The 13,810-nt window shown below is 48.4% G+C and carries 12 protein-coding genes and 1 pseudogene; all 13 read right to left on the bottom strand.

Features of this window, described 5'->3' with window-relative positions; translation table 11 throughout:
• Nucleotides 1–109 precede the first annotated feature (109 nt).
• On the bottom strand, nucleotides 110–397 hold the full coding sequence (locus VXK47_RS20430; RefSeq protein WP_435550633.1) for a class I fructose-bisphosphate aldolase: 288 nt from the start codon (nucleotides 395–397) through the stop codon (nucleotides 110–112).
• Nucleotides 394–1,131, bottom strand: a complete 738-nt coding sequence (locus VXK47_RS20425; protein WP_435550632.1) for a superoxide dismutase — start codon at nucleotides 1,129–1,131, stop codon at nucleotides 394–396. Before VXK47_RS20425 ends, VXK47_RS20430 begins: the two co-directional genes overlap by 4 nt.
• Before the next feature lie 55 nt (nucleotides 1,132–1,186).
• Entirely contained in the window at nucleotides 1,187–1,639 is a 453-nt protein-coding gene (locus VXK47_RS20420; protein ID WP_435550631.1) for an RpiB/LacA/LacB family sugar-phosphate isomerase, read from the bottom strand.
• A 55-nt stretch (nucleotides 1,640–1,694) separates the two neighbouring features.
• Nucleotides 1,695–4,331, bottom strand: a complete 2,637-nt coding sequence (locus VXK47_RS20415; RefSeq protein ID WP_435550630.1) for a plasma-membrane proton-efflux P-type ATPase — start codon at nucleotides 4,329–4,331, stop codon at nucleotides 1,695–1,697.
• A gap of 154 nt (nucleotides 4,332–4,485) precedes the next feature.
• On the bottom strand, nucleotides 4,486–5,001 hold the full coding sequence (locus tag VXK47_RS20410; protein WP_435550629.1) for a general stress protein: 516 nt from the start codon (nucleotides 4,999–5,001) through the stop codon (nucleotides 4,486–4,488).
• A gap of 32 nt (nucleotides 5,002–5,033) precedes the next feature.
• The gene (locus tag VXK47_RS20405) at nucleotides 5,034–7,640 is read right to left on the bottom strand and encodes a phosphoketolase family protein (protein ID WP_435550628.1); all 2,607 of its coding nucleotides are present in this window, start codon (nucleotides 7,638–7,640) and stop codon (nucleotides 5,034–5,036) included.
• A gap of 29 nt (nucleotides 7,641–7,669) precedes the next feature.
• Nucleotides 7,670–9,085: a bifunctional metallophosphatase/5'-nucleotidase gene (locus tag VXK47_RS20400; RefSeq protein WP_435550635.1), complete on the bottom strand. Its 1,416-nt coding sequence runs from the start codon at nucleotides 9,083–9,085 to the stop codon at nucleotides 7,670–7,672.
• A 111-nt stretch (nucleotides 9,086–9,196) separates the two neighbouring features.
• Nucleotides 9,197–9,607 (bottom strand): YidH family protein, encoded by a 411-nt coding sequence (locus tag VXK47_RS20395; protein ID WP_435550627.1) that lies wholly within the window; start codon nucleotides 9,605–9,607, stop codon nucleotides 9,197–9,199.
• Between the two features lie 15 nt (nucleotides 9,608–9,622).
• A complete protein-coding gene (locus tag VXK47_RS20390) occupies nucleotides 9,623–11,188 on the bottom strand; it encodes a c-type cytochrome (RefSeq protein WP_435550626.1) in 1,566 nt (521 codons plus the stop codon).
• Nucleotides 11,185–12,546: a c-type cytochrome gene (locus VXK47_RS20385; RefSeq protein ID WP_435550625.1), complete on the bottom strand. Its 1,362-nt coding sequence runs from the start codon at nucleotides 12,544–12,546 to the stop codon at nucleotides 11,185–11,187. Before VXK47_RS20385 ends, VXK47_RS20390 begins: the two co-directional genes overlap by 4 nt.
• Nucleotides 12,547–12,555: 9 nt before the next feature.
• Entirely contained in the window at nucleotides 12,556–13,401 is an 846-nt protein-coding gene (locus tag VXK47_RS20380; RefSeq protein WP_435550624.1) for a c-type cytochrome, read from the bottom strand.
• A 50-nt stretch (nucleotides 13,402–13,451) separates the two neighbouring features.
• On the bottom strand, nucleotides 13,452–13,628 hold the full coding sequence (locus VXK47_RS20375) for a DsrE family protein (RefSeq protein WP_435550634.1): 177 nt from the start codon (nucleotides 13,626–13,628) through the stop codon (nucleotides 13,452–13,454).
• A 13-nt stretch (nucleotides 13,629–13,641) separates the two neighbouring features.
• Nucleotides 13,642–13,810 (bottom strand): annotated as a pseudogene (locus VXK47_RS20370) (IS1595-like element ISDssp6 family transposase); the annotation flags it as partial.

Here is a 13,810-nt window from a genome sequence, read left to right as displayed (position 1 = left end):
GTGCGCTGAGAAAAGATGGTTACGTCTCCACTGCCCTGAACGATTGGCTGAAGTAATTAAAGGAGTCAAATTTGTGAATGGAATTGAAAAAAAATGGATCGCCGCCTAATTATTCCATACACAACTCTTGACTATAACTCCCAAATCTCCAAAGCCGGTTGCTGGATGGCGCGGGCAAACGAAAACGCCAACGCCCATGGCAGTCGCACAATCCATCCGGACCTTCAGTTATCTTCTCGCCGGGATGACCTGCCATGTCCTTTGCGCCTGTGTCAACTTTGATGCCCGGAATGATTCCCGCATCCGTGATGACTTTAATAAAGGTAGTGACGTCTTTCTTCTGCTGGCGGATCGTCTCATCGTAAAGGATCGCACCACTGATAACTTTTCTGCTCAAATCCCTGTAAAATTCTTTTCAGCAAAATCCCAATTAACGAGATGATCCAGAAATGCGGCAATATAATCCGTGCGGCGATTCTGGTAATCCAGGTAGTAGGCATGTTCCCATACATCGATAGTCAGAATCGGAACCTGTCCGTGGGCTAATGGCGTATCCGCATTGGAGGTTTTTACTACCGCAAGGTTTCCACGATCTGCTACCAACCAGGCCCAGCCGCTCCCAAATTGTGTTGCTGCCGCATCACCAAAAGCCTTCTTAAACTTTTCGAGACTTCCGAAATCCGCATCCAGCTTCTTTGCCAGAGCGCCGGTCGGGGCTCCGCCGCCCTCAGGTTTCATGCTCTTCCAATAAAATCCGTGATTCCATGCCTGAGCGGCATTATTAAAAATCGCAATATGATCCTTGATAGTTGCGGTCTTCTTAATAATCTCTTCAAGGGAATATTTTGCAAACTCAGTATTTTGGATAAAGCTGTTGATCTTGTCTATGTAGCCCTGGTGGTGTTTACCGTAATGGAACTTGATGGTATTGGCCGAAATATAGGGGCTCAATGCATCATTTCCATAGGGTAAGGGCGGAAGCTTGAACGGCGATAGATCAGGTGGCTGGGCATCAGCATGAAGCACCGGAGTGACGCCCATTAAGCCGGATGCCAGAAGCACCGTTCCGGAGAGTGTTGCTGTAAGGAATTGACGACGATTAAGTTGGGTGTTAACCGGTGTATTGTCCATTGATATATCTCCTATGTTAATTGTTATGATTGCACTTTCTTCTTTGTAATGGTTTTTAAGTTCTTTCTCTTTCCAAAGCCTCTACTTTCGCAAGGCGGCGTTTAAACCGTTCTTCTGCCTTGAAACGGGCGCTCAGAAACGTCATGACCAAGTCCCGGGATAACGCATATCCGGTGACCCGGCCGCCCAGACACATAATGTTCATGTCATCATCCTCAACACCCTGATGGGCGGAGAAGGAATCCGTGATCAACGCGGCACGCACGCCTGACACCTTATTGGCGGCAACACAAGCTCCTACCCCGCTGCCACAGATAGCTAAGCCACGAGTTACTTCACCTCTTGCAACTGCTTTGGCCAGGGGCGCCACAAAATCAGGGTAGTCATCTCCTGTAACCAGCTCATGAGCCCCGAAGTCCGTCACCTCATAACCGGCGGCCTTGAGGGCTATACTCAGTTGCACTTTCAACTCAAACCCGCCATGATCTGCAGCTATGCCAATTCGCATAATTTCTCCTCTATTATATTTTTTCGGCAATGTCCGCCGAGCGGTTCGCGCCGGTTTATTTAATGAGCTTATCTTTACGAATCTCTCTCCCCGCCTGTCGCTGATCCTGAACTTTTCTACCGTTCTTGCGGCCTCCCTGCTCATAGAGTTCATAGGCCCGTGTGGCGATTTGATGGGTTAGATCAACCGGTTTCTTGGACACAGCGTTAAAAACCAGCCATTTGATCATAGCAACTTTCAGAACGTCGTTGACTACGAGGCACGAAACCATCGCATATGCGAAAGTCGTGAGCGTTTGCCACCATGGCAATGGTATGAGTCCAGGAAGACCCACGAACGTCAAAACAGTGCCCGTGAGGGCGCCAGCCATAAGAGCCGCCATGAAGGATTTGCCGGGCAGCGTCGCCCAGAACCAGCGCCGTTCTCTCAGAGACACGCTTGAAAAAACAGAAAAATAAAGCAGCATCAGAAAACTGAAGGTGCGAAGAGCATTGCTGTTTGTTGCCAAACCAAAATATGACCAGCCGAACCACAGGAAGCAGAGCGTTTCTGCGACCATTGCGATGCCGAGCACGACGGATACCGTAATGAAGCCCCCGATTTCCCATGTTTCCGGCTTTTTGGACGGTTGAACACGGTCGGTGGCCAGGGCGATCGTCGCGAAATCCAGGACAAAAACAAGCAGCAACATCGCAAAGGCGGAAACGACAAATTTGCCTGTCACCACAAAAGCGATAGCCACGAAGGCCGCTTTCAGGATCGTCCTGCTGATTTTATTGATGATCCAGGTCAGGATACGCTGGTAGATCGTCCGGCCCTGCTCGATCAGCGCCACGATGTTCGTGTTCGTTAACCCCGGATCGGTCAGAACGACGCTAGCGGCCCCCTTGGCCACGTCGGTTGCTGTGCTTACGGCGATGCCCACTTCGGCCTGGCGGAGTGCGGGCGCATCGTTGACCCCGTCGCCCGTCATTCCGGTAACGTGCCCAGCGGCCTGCAGGTGCTGCACCACGATGTATTTGTCCTCAGGATAGACCTCAGCGAAACCATCTGCCCCTGACAACAAGTCCACCGCCTCGTTGCCGGCTTTAGCGGCAGCGGACTTAAGATCCGCCACGCGCCGGATGTTGGGCAACCCGACTCCGCGCGCGATTTCACTCGCTACCGCCAGCGCATCACCGGTGAGCATCTTAACCGAAACGCCAAGGTCGTGGAGTGTGCTGATAAGTTGTTTGGCGTCCGGTCGAGGCGGATCATATAACGTCACCAATCCGACCAATACAGGAGCGTCCGTCTCGGGGCCTTGCGCCACCGCCAGCATCCGATATCCTTTCAGGGCCGATTCACTGACCTGTGCCTCCAACTCCTCGATTGCCTGGGATTGGAGCCCGCAGGCTTCGGCGATGGTGCGCACTGCGCCTTTCATCACGCGTAGCCACTGCCCGTTCTGTTCGACCACCGCTTCCGTCCGCCGGTTTTTCGAATCAAACGGCGTGAAGGAGACAGGCGTTACCTTGGGAAGGTTGTCGAAAATGTGCCGCTCCTTTGCTGCGGCCAAAAAAGCCAGATCAATCGGGTCCTGGTTGGCTTCCTGCGACGCGAGTGCGCCGCCGAACAGTACGTCGCTTTCCGTAGCCTGCTCCAGCGGGATCACGCCGGTGACAGCCAGTTGGTTCATCGTGATTGTGCCCGTCTTGTCTACGCATAGCACATCCATTGTTGCGGCATCTTCCGCGGCGCTGAGGCGGGTGACCAGAACGCCGCGCCTGGCCAGTTCCTTCGATCCGACAGCCATGCTGACCGTGAACATAACGGGGAGGGCGACCGGTACCGCGCTCATAAGCAGGACAAGTACGAGCGGGACCATTTCGATGAGCGGGGCATTGTGGATCAGTGATAGCACGACCACCACGCCTAACAGCGCGCTGACGATAACGAACAGCCAACGCACCACCTTGGCCACCACCGTTTCGATGTGGAGTTTCGGACGCGCTTGCTGTACAAGTTCGGTGGTGCGGCCAAAGTAGGTTTTTGCCCCGGTTAGCATGACCACGCCGTTGCCCTCGCCTCGTCGTACGACTGAACCTGAGGAGAGCACTTCGCCGGGCACCTTGTCGGCGTCTTTCGATTCGCCGGTGAGAGCCGACTGATCCACGGTCAACGCTCCCGTGATGAGTTTCATGTCCGCCGGAATGATGTCACCGGATCGCACGCGAACGATGTCGCCTGGGACAAGCTCCCGGGCGGGAATGACCTGCCAACTCGACTCTCGCCGGACGCGCGCACTGACCTGCAACCTTTGCCGCAGCGCTTCAACTACACCGGCGGCCCGGCGTTCCTGCATAAAGCTCACGACAGCGTTGATAAACAGCAAGGCGCCCACCACTATGAAGTCCGAATATTTCCCGAGTACGGCTGACAAAACCATGATCAGTTCGAGCATCCAGGCCGAGATTCCCCAGAATTTTCGGAGGAAGTTGAGGACCGGGTGTCCTTTTTTTTCGGATACTTCGTTGTAGCCGTGTTCCTCACGGCGGACGTCCACATCCGCATGTGTAAGCCCGGTATCGGGATTGACATGGAGCGCTGTCAGCGTGTCGTAAACCGATGCGGAGGCGATATCCGGCGGTTTGGCGTTTGCCGGCTTCGAGGGCGCCGGTCCGGCTTCAAAATTATTGTGAGTCGTTCGCATACTGAAATCCTCTCTGGCGTTTACTTGGATTAGGCCAGTTTGCCTGCATTTGCCGCACCGTGTAAGAAGGTGACACTGCCGAGGAGAGTCGCCTTTACCGGTTTAAACAAAGAAAAACGCCCTCCCGGCAGCAGCGCCACCGGAGCGATTATCTCTAACTGGAAGGATGAACGGAAACTTCGTTCCCGGTGCTTTTCAAAATATCCTTGGCCTTTGCAAGCTCACCCCCTGAGTCATGAACCACAAGCAGGAACTTGTCGGATTTGACGGAGGATTCATAACTGATGATGCTGTCCTTCGGAATGCCAATGCTGTAAAGTCCTGCGCCAAGGGCGGATAACCCGCCGACTGCTACGGCGCCCTCCAGTCCTCCAATGATGGCTGAGACGAGCGGACCCGCTACGACAAGCGGACCAATACCGGGGATCCAAAAAAAGGCGGCTCCGAACAGAACACCCCACAGACCGCCCCAAAAGGCGCCCAGTTTGCCCCAGTACTTCATGCGATCACCCGTCTGGTAATAGCCGACCACATGTTCCTCAGTGTGATAGTCTTTGCCCACGATAGACAGTTTCTTCATATCGAAGCCCGATTTCTGCAATTCCTTCACGGCATTTTCAGCCTCGACGTGAGTATTGAATACAGCCACAGCTACATTTCTTTTTGACATGGTAAATCCTCCTTTGATTTGTTATGTTATAGTTATGACGTGACTCGAGCTTGATTGGCTACGACCTCGCTGACCACCTCCTTTCTTATTATCTTCCCTCCGGAAGTGCTGCACATGCCCGGGGGTATTTCCACGGAGCCATATATTCTGGGATCAACCGGCGCCACCGATTCGGTTGTCTCCACGCATGAAAGTTCATACCCGTTTGTTTGCGCGGTGTCTGTATTCCACTTCCAGTTCCTGATTTCCGGCATATCCTGGCCGTGCTTGTCGATGTAATGCTTATGCTCGATGAGCTTGTCCTGAACCATCTGCTTCAAATAAGCTCCCTTGGCGCCCAACTGCGGCAGCCGATCTATTACGTCTTGAACCAGGTGGAATCTGTCCAAGTCGTTTAAAACCGTCATGTCAAAATACGTTGTGATGGTGCCTTCTTCCTTATAGCCCCGAACATGCATGTTTTCGTGGTTGTTGCGGCGGTACGTCAACCTGTGCACCAGCCAGGGGTAACCATGAAAAGCGAACACGATCGGCTTGTCTTCTGTAAATAGCGCATCAAACTCCTGATCGCTCAGTCCGTGCGGGTGTTCCGTATTCGGTTCCAGTTTCATCAGATCTACGACATTAATCACGCGGATTTTCAGATCGGGCAGATGGTTGCGGAGGATGGAAACAGCGGCCAGGGTTTCGAGCGTCGGCACGTCGCCACAGCAGGCCATCACCACGTCCGGTTCCTTCCCTTGATCGGTGCCGGCCCATTGCCATACGCCAATCCCTTTGGCGCAATGTTCAATCGCGGCATCCATAGTTAACCATTGCGGCGCCTGATATTTACCTGCGATCACGACGTTAACGTAATGCCGGCTCCTCAAACAATGATCCCAAACCGACAGCAGGCAGTTGGCATCCGGCGGAAGGTACACGCGCACTATCGAGGCCTTCTTGTTAACCACGTGATCTATGAAACCGGGGTCTTGATGGGTAAAACCATTATGAGCCTGCTGCCAAACGTGCGAAGCAAGCAGGTAATTTAGCGAAGCAATTTTGTGCCGCCACGGCAATTCCGCGCTGACTTTCAGCCACTTGGCGTGCTGGTTAAACATCGAATCGATAATGTGAATGAACGCCTCATAGCAGTTAAACAATCCGTGCCTTCCGGTGAGAAGATATCCCTCGAGCCAACCTTCACATTGATGCTCGCTCAACATCTCCATGACCCGGCCGTCGGATGCAAGAAATTCATCGCTATCTACCGTCCGTGCTTCCCACTGCCGTTTGGTGACCTCAAAAACGGCGTTCAACCGGTTGGAAAGCGTCTCGTCGGGGCCGAAAATACGGAAATTTCGTTGTTCACGATTGAGATTAACCACCTCGCGCAGGAATTCTCCAAGCCCGTACGTGTCGGCGGCCTGAACCGATCCTGGAGACGGTACATTTACTGCGTAGTTTCGAAAGTCGGGCATCAGCAGGTCGCGCAATAACAGCCCGCCGTTTGCGTGAGGACTAGCGCCCATTCTTCGCTCGCCCTTAGGTGCCAGTTCGGCCAATTCCGGGAAGAGACGGCCGCTCTGGTCAAAGAGTTCTTCAGGATTATAGCTTTTCATCCAGTTTTCAAGAAGCTTCAGATGGCCGGGATGCTCGGAATCAACCAGCAGCGGAATCTGGTGGGCCCGGAAGGTGCCCTCGATTTGCAGTCCATCGACAACTTTCGGTCCAGTCCAGCCTTTGGGTGAATTGAAAACGATCATCGGCCAGCGTGGGCGAGCGGCGTCGTTTTTGTCTCTCGCATTGCTTTGGACTTTCCGGATTTCCATAATTACCTTTTCCAAAGCAGCCGCCATGAGTTGATGCATCTTTTCGGGTTCATCACCTTCCACAAAGTAAGGCGTCCAGCCGTAGCCACGGAGCAGTAGATCCAGTTCTTCATGCGTGATGCGAGCCAGCACGGTTGGGTTGGCTATTTTATAGCCGTTGAGATGCAGGATAGGCAGCACGGCTCCATCGGTAATTGGATTTAAAAATTTGTTGGAGTGCCATGCCGTAGCCAGCGGTCCTGTTTCCGCTTCCCCGTCGCCTACGATGCAGGCGACAACCAGCTTTGGATTGTCGAACGCGGCCCCAAAGGCATGGCTGAGCGAATACCCCAGCTCGCCCCCCTCGTGAATCGACCCCGGACACTCCGGCGAGACATGGCTGGGAATCCCTCCGGGAAACGAGAATTGCTTGAACAGCTTTTTCATACCGGCTTCATTCTGACTTATATCCGGATAGATTTCACTGTATACGCCTTCGAGATAAGTATTGCCCACCAGCGCCGGCCCGCCATGACCGGGACCTGCAATGTAGAACATATCCAGATCATATTTTCTGATGACCCGGTTCAAATGCATATATATAAAGTTCTGCCCCGGTGTGGTGCCCCAATGCCCAAGCAGCATAGACTTCACATGTGACAGCTTCAGCGGCTCGCGAAGTAACGGATTGTCATCGAGATAGAGCTGGCCGACCGACAGATAGTTGGCGGCCCGCCAATATGCGTTCATCTTTCGCAGCATATCGGGCGACAAGGGCTTGTCCGTTTGGTTCAATTTCTTTGTTTCAACGGCGATATTTTCCTTAACTCCATTTTTTACCTTCATAATTCTCCTCCTAAATATCGATATTCCTCTTACACCGCCACAAAGGTTCCCCTGAGTTCCGCGTAAAGGGGGTGATGGCTGCCCAGGTATGCCTGCAAAGCATCTATGATCCGTTCCGACCGGTTTTCACGATTGCGGCCGTATTTCTGCGGGATTCCTTGTGGCGTGACAAATGCCGCTGTGTAGTATTGACCAGCCTGCACCTCTTCATTGCCTGCAAATAGTTTTTGAATACGGTGTCCTGGTGGATTCTCTATCTTGAAGTAAACATTAAGACCGAGACAGCGCTTGACATATCCTCCCATTTGCTGGTATGGGTCGCACGAAAAGGTCCTTTCGAGGTTCTCCTCCAACATTGTTTTGAGTTCCGCTCCCGTCAACTCTACTGTTGAGACAGGCGGATTCATGGGGATAATGTTGTAAAGGTCATTTAAGGTTATCTTCCCGGGAACTATAGGTGCACCGTACCGCCAGCCATTTGAAAATGCCAATTGCGCACCGGTGCTTTCGAGTAAAGCCTGAAGGAGGAAGTTGTCCATAGTTGACTCCAGGGTTGTTCCCCGGTTGAGCGCTGTGGCCGTTTCACCGACAACCTCTGAAAGTTCATTCTTGTAAGGTGCGAGTGCTTGTCTTATCAGTTCGTCTGCTATGGGGTCAGGTTGTATATCTGCTTCAATTTCAACCAACCGGTGCCGGTAATCAACGATTTGTCCGTCATCTATCTCCAAATCCAGACGACCCAAAAAAGAACCATGGCAGCCTGATTGTATAACAATGGTTTTCCCATTGAGAACCGGTTTATAAAGACGGTTATGGGTGTGGCCGCTGAGACAAATATCTATGCCGTGCACCTCGGACAAAAGCTTCATCTCCTGAGGGAACCCGAGGTGCGAGACCAAAACGATTAAGTCAGCCTTTTCCTGAGTGCGTAACGTATCGACAATTGGCGGAAGTTCGTCCCTGCCTAAAGTAAAGTATATGCCTTCGCTGTAGGAGGGCGGCATAGTTTTATCAACAATATTTGAGGCTATACCCACAAGGCCGATCCGCAATCCGCTAATCTCTTTTATGTTATACGACTGATAGACCAATTTATTTGTCTCTTTATCGTAAACATTGTTCGCCAGCATCGGATAACTAAGTTCAGCAACACGCTGGTTAAATACCTTTGGGCCATAAGCAAATTCCCAGTGTGCCGTCATGGCATCAAGACCCAGTGAATTCAAAACAGGGATCAATGCCTGTCCCTGGGTTTTTAGAGCAGGGTAGGTACCGTGCATGGTATCACCGCAGTCGCAAAAGAGAACGCGCCCCTGGTTTTCATCCCGAATCTGTTTTACAACCGTGGCTATGCGTGCGTAACCTCCAGCGAGGCGGTATACCGCGTGGTTGCCCTGCCAGAACATCTCCTGGTGCAAATCAAAATAAGCGTGGCTGTCGTTCATTTGAACGATCGTAAGCGATCTTTGATCTGTCATTGTTTATACTCCTTATCTTATGCTTGTCCTCTAAAGAGATCTTTTTATATTCAGATGTTACACTAACTTTTAAATCCATTAAGTACTATGAATCAAATACATTACAAGGAAGATTCCGACTGCAAGGACGGATAAAGCGAGCAGTATGTCAAGTATCGACGATGGTTGATATGTGTCTTCGTCTATTTGTCTCTCAATTTTTTTATACCTGATCAATGCAAGCAGACCCATCAATGTGCCAAGACCGACAAGGAATATTCCAACGATTGCCGAATATCCGTGAGAAGGAGGCAAAGCTTTTTCAATATTAGATTTCCCCAAAATCAATGCCATTTGCTTTATGAACAGCGCAAACTTTTCAACAACAAAACCGAATGCCATTATTCCAATGCTTGTTCTTATCCACGCAAGAAATGTTCTTTCATTCGCCATGTGAATACGGCGATTACGAACTCTTGCAGATTTTTCATCTTCAATTATTTTTGACATAGAGCTAACCCTCTATCATTTTGTTCTTTTGTCATTAATAATTTTTACCAGTCCCCAGCAGACATCTTCCGGCAGGTTACTAAATGGGTACATCACGGTTCCTGAATAACCACTAGTTATGATATCAAAAGCTCTTTCAGGCGATAGGCTGTAAACAGTAAAATCAGGAGGCGGCGGCTGAAACCCTTTTGAAAGCGCTGTAACCCTGCCGTCTACTCCATGACATTGAGCGCAGGTTTCATTATAAACTTTCCGGGCCTGCTGTAGAGCGGAATCAGAGATTTTAACAGGCAGCGGTTCGGGTAAACTTAAAACAGAATACTTTTTATCAAGATAATCAATCAGGCTGTCTAACTTATACCTGTCAAAAACAGTAAAGTAAGGCATAGCAGAGCCGGAAATACCCCCGGCAAGAATTGTGTGTAAATATTTACGGGTCGTTCTGATGGCTGTTATATCTTCAGGTGGGATTGACAGGTTTCTTGCTTCTGATCCGTTACCATCCATATTTCCTCCATGACAGAAAGCACAACTTTTACTATAAATCGTTTCTCCATTATCATAGACGACATCTATATCGGATTTATACTTATCAAGGGCTTCCCGATGATAGGGCTGCAATATTTTTTGATAAGCATGAGCGTTTGTCTGCAACTGTCTGTCGAGTGGTATAAACTCCTTATCCTGAATAAATTGTCTTGCTAAAAGCATTGGGATAAGTATACCCATCAATATGGGTAACGTTGCTTTTATACTTAATATACCACTTTTATTTATAATTGAAAAAATCAGCCATAACAAAACAGCAGCAGCAGTAATACCAATGAATAAAAAATTATTTGTGATATTATCAGGCTTTTCTAATAAGGAACTGTAAAGAATTATCCCAAGAATGAACTGAATCAAAATACTTGCGACAATCCATTTAAGAAGTGATGATTTTTTTTCTCTTTCATCTTTTGTAGAGAAGAAATAATGAAAGGCAGCACCGAATAACAAAGACGCTCCGAGCACGTGCAGGTATCTGAACAACCAATGATACGCCATCGGGTCGCTAAGTCGATAACCGTGTGCAATGATCGTCGTCAATTTGTCGGAGTTTTCCGATGTTACCAATACCGCAACAAATATCCCCGGTACAGCAAGCAGAAGTATCAGGGCAACGACACCAAATATCAGATGGCGATAATGATGAACATAGATTTTATGTCCTAGTGCATCAAAGGATAGGAATGCGATGATCAGAAACGGAATAATCAAAAGCCAGAAAGGGGCAAAAAGATTAATTCCCGTAAAAAAGGGGACGGAAGACCCAATTTGAATAAGTAACAATGGCCCCACACCCAAAACTACTGCCAGACTCTTGTGAGCAAGAAACGTTCTCAATATCTCCTTATCCCATCTCACCTCATTCAGTCTTCCACCCCACCATGTGTGGACGAAGTAATAAAGAGCGATAATAGCTGTGCCTAAAGCAAAGAGAACAAAAAGTATATGCAGCGCGAAAGCAACGAAGAGAAGGCTGTGTAAAAACACATCAGAGAGAGGTTTTTTAAGCAGGATGTCAAAGAGCTCATTCATTTTACGCCTCCTTTAATTTGTATAAAACGAGAAGGCGCCTCTATGAGAATTTTCCCATTTGCCAATTGGTAGAGAAAGCGCGCCATAATCCGCCGTTCCTGTTCCGTTCCTGAAAAAGGAGGCATAAAGGGCGCCATTTCATGCATATGCCCGAGGATAACAAAAATTCCATCCTCCGGTCTTTCCTTGACCTTTGTTTTAATACCATTGATACCATCAATGGTATGGCACATGGAACAATTCCGGGCAAACAGGTTTCCCCCCTGACTTATGATGTCAGGTTTATTGGTGGTCATGTTATACCAATAGCTGTTTTCCAGTGTGCCCTCCTTATCTAAAAAGGAACTCTCCTTTAGCAGTATCTGATTGGCATACATGTAACCGGGCATCAGATACGGACCTCTGATAAACTCCCGCACACGTTCAAATTCCATGATAAATCCTATGCAGAGTAAAAGTGCCGGGATGATTAGAATCCTTGACGAAAAAACGGGACCACGCATTGCAGACAAGGCAAATAGAAAGAAAATAAATATGCCTATGGCATTTATTGCGTAGAAAATCTCAGGTTGCTGAGAAAACCGGGAAGTCAGGATAGAGAAAATTGTGTGTGTTTTAAATGATGATGGAACAACACCATAATACCACCAGGAAAAGATGATTATACCAAACAATGAAACCATTGAGACTTTTCCGAACAAGCGTAGAGCTTCTTTGCGAAATGCAGAATTTCTTTGCGTAACAAGGAGAAATGCTGAAGAGAATATAGAGCCGAGTGCAAAAGCCATACTTGCTCTTAATAACAATTGGGGGAGAAAACTCGGATTAAAAAATGCCGACCAAAAACTTTTATCCCAGGGCCAGCCGTCAGAAGTAAGCATAAAGCCCAATATTCCAGTAATCAAAAAGGCGGAAGAAATTGCCAGAAGAGTATAGCTTACACCAAGATAAATATGTTGTTTTTTCCTCTCACCTCTCCATTTATCCCAGGTAAAGTAATATATAAGAAGGACGATTACCTCTAATGTGAAGACAATCCATTCAATAAACCATGGCCAAAAGAATATTCGCAGCATAGATCCTATGCCATTTGGCGCCAGAGCGCTGGTAATAAACCATATACCTACCCCGGTTACTGCTCCAACTCCTGTGGGAATAATAATGGTGACCTTCAGAAATTCCTTAGCAAAATTTTCCCAGTCCATGGAAGATTTTCTGAAGCCGATGTATTCACTAATTACGATAAGAGTTATTACGCCAATAGCTATACCGTGACTTATAATAACATGAAGAACGGCATCCAACGCTATTGTCATCCCATTGCCTAAATACGGTATCTCATAAATGGGAAATTGCATAAACTCCTCCTACTTCTTTTTGGCCGCAAAGTGAGGTCTCGGTTGCGCTGAAATAAATGCCGCCACATCCAGCGCCTGCTCAGCGATAAGGTAGGGATTGGTCTTAGGCATATTGTAATAGGCGAAGGCGGCGAGGTTCTCCGGTTTGTGCATCCCGGCGCCGTCATTGAATGAGACGCTCCCCCACAAAGGAGGCGCTCTCAACGTACCTTGTCCGTCATTGCCATGACATACAGTGCATTGTTGCAGAAAGACCTGCTTCCCATTTGCCGGATCAGCTATGTGTGTGCTTATAATCTTCCCGACACCCAACCATGGAATATCCGCATATATCGGCAAACCTTTGGAAATCCATTGATAATATGTAACGAGAGCAATCATCTCCTTGCTATCTGAAGGGAGAGGTTTCCCATTCATGCTTTTTTCGAAGCAGCTATTAGTACGGGAAAGAAGATCGGTAATGCCCTTTGATTGTTTTCTGTATTTCGGGTACTTTGCTGCTACTCCAACTAAAGAAAGTCCCCCATTCCTGCTGCCTTCCGTAATTCCACCGTTGAAGTGGCAGTTTGTGCAGTTGAGTTTGTTACCGACATATCCGGCTGCATATTTCTGTGTGTTCATCATGATGTTGGAGCCGAGCATAACTGCATCTTTTATATCTGCCGGCGCATCCTGAAGCAAAGGAGGATTATAAGAAACGGTACCGCCTATCGGTTTTGTTTTTGGCGCAGATGTCTCGATTGTCTTGCTGCTGCCGATATCGATAAATCTATTAAAGAAAAGAGAAACAGCAGATCCAATGATAGCGAAAGTAATTACCAGTATTACTCCAAATCTTATCTCTGACTTTTTCATTGCATTTCCTTATATCTCCCCGGAATAATTTTTTAAAAAGTTTTGTGATTTTACCAGGCCATCAATGCGTATCCCATTAATTGATAAGTGGGAACAACGGTAAGAGCAGAAAGAGCAATAGAAATATCAGGATTTACCCACTCGTGTTTGAAGTCATCATCAGCCAGGGTCTGCCCACATACATATAACACTACTCCGTTTTTCTTTAATTCGGATAATAATTTGATATTGCCTATTGACTTAGCTGACCCGCTTTTTTGACATCAGATCATCCCTCGTTATAGTGGTCGTTGTAGCGCAAGCAAATAATAAGCGATGGAACACTTCCTTATTCCAAAACCTACGATTGAAACGATAGCATACCTCTGAAAGATAGCTCTGGAGATGCTTTTTCGATACGCCTCTATGC

Origin of the sequence: Desulfobacterium sp. N47 (genome assembly GCF_051233685.1) — a bacterium.
GTDB lineage: Bacteria > Desulfobacterota > Desulfobacteria > Desulfobacterales > RPRI01 > RPRI01.
Note: the sequence above shows the minus strand (reverse complement) of the source record. Positions and strands in the feature narration are given on the sequence as shown.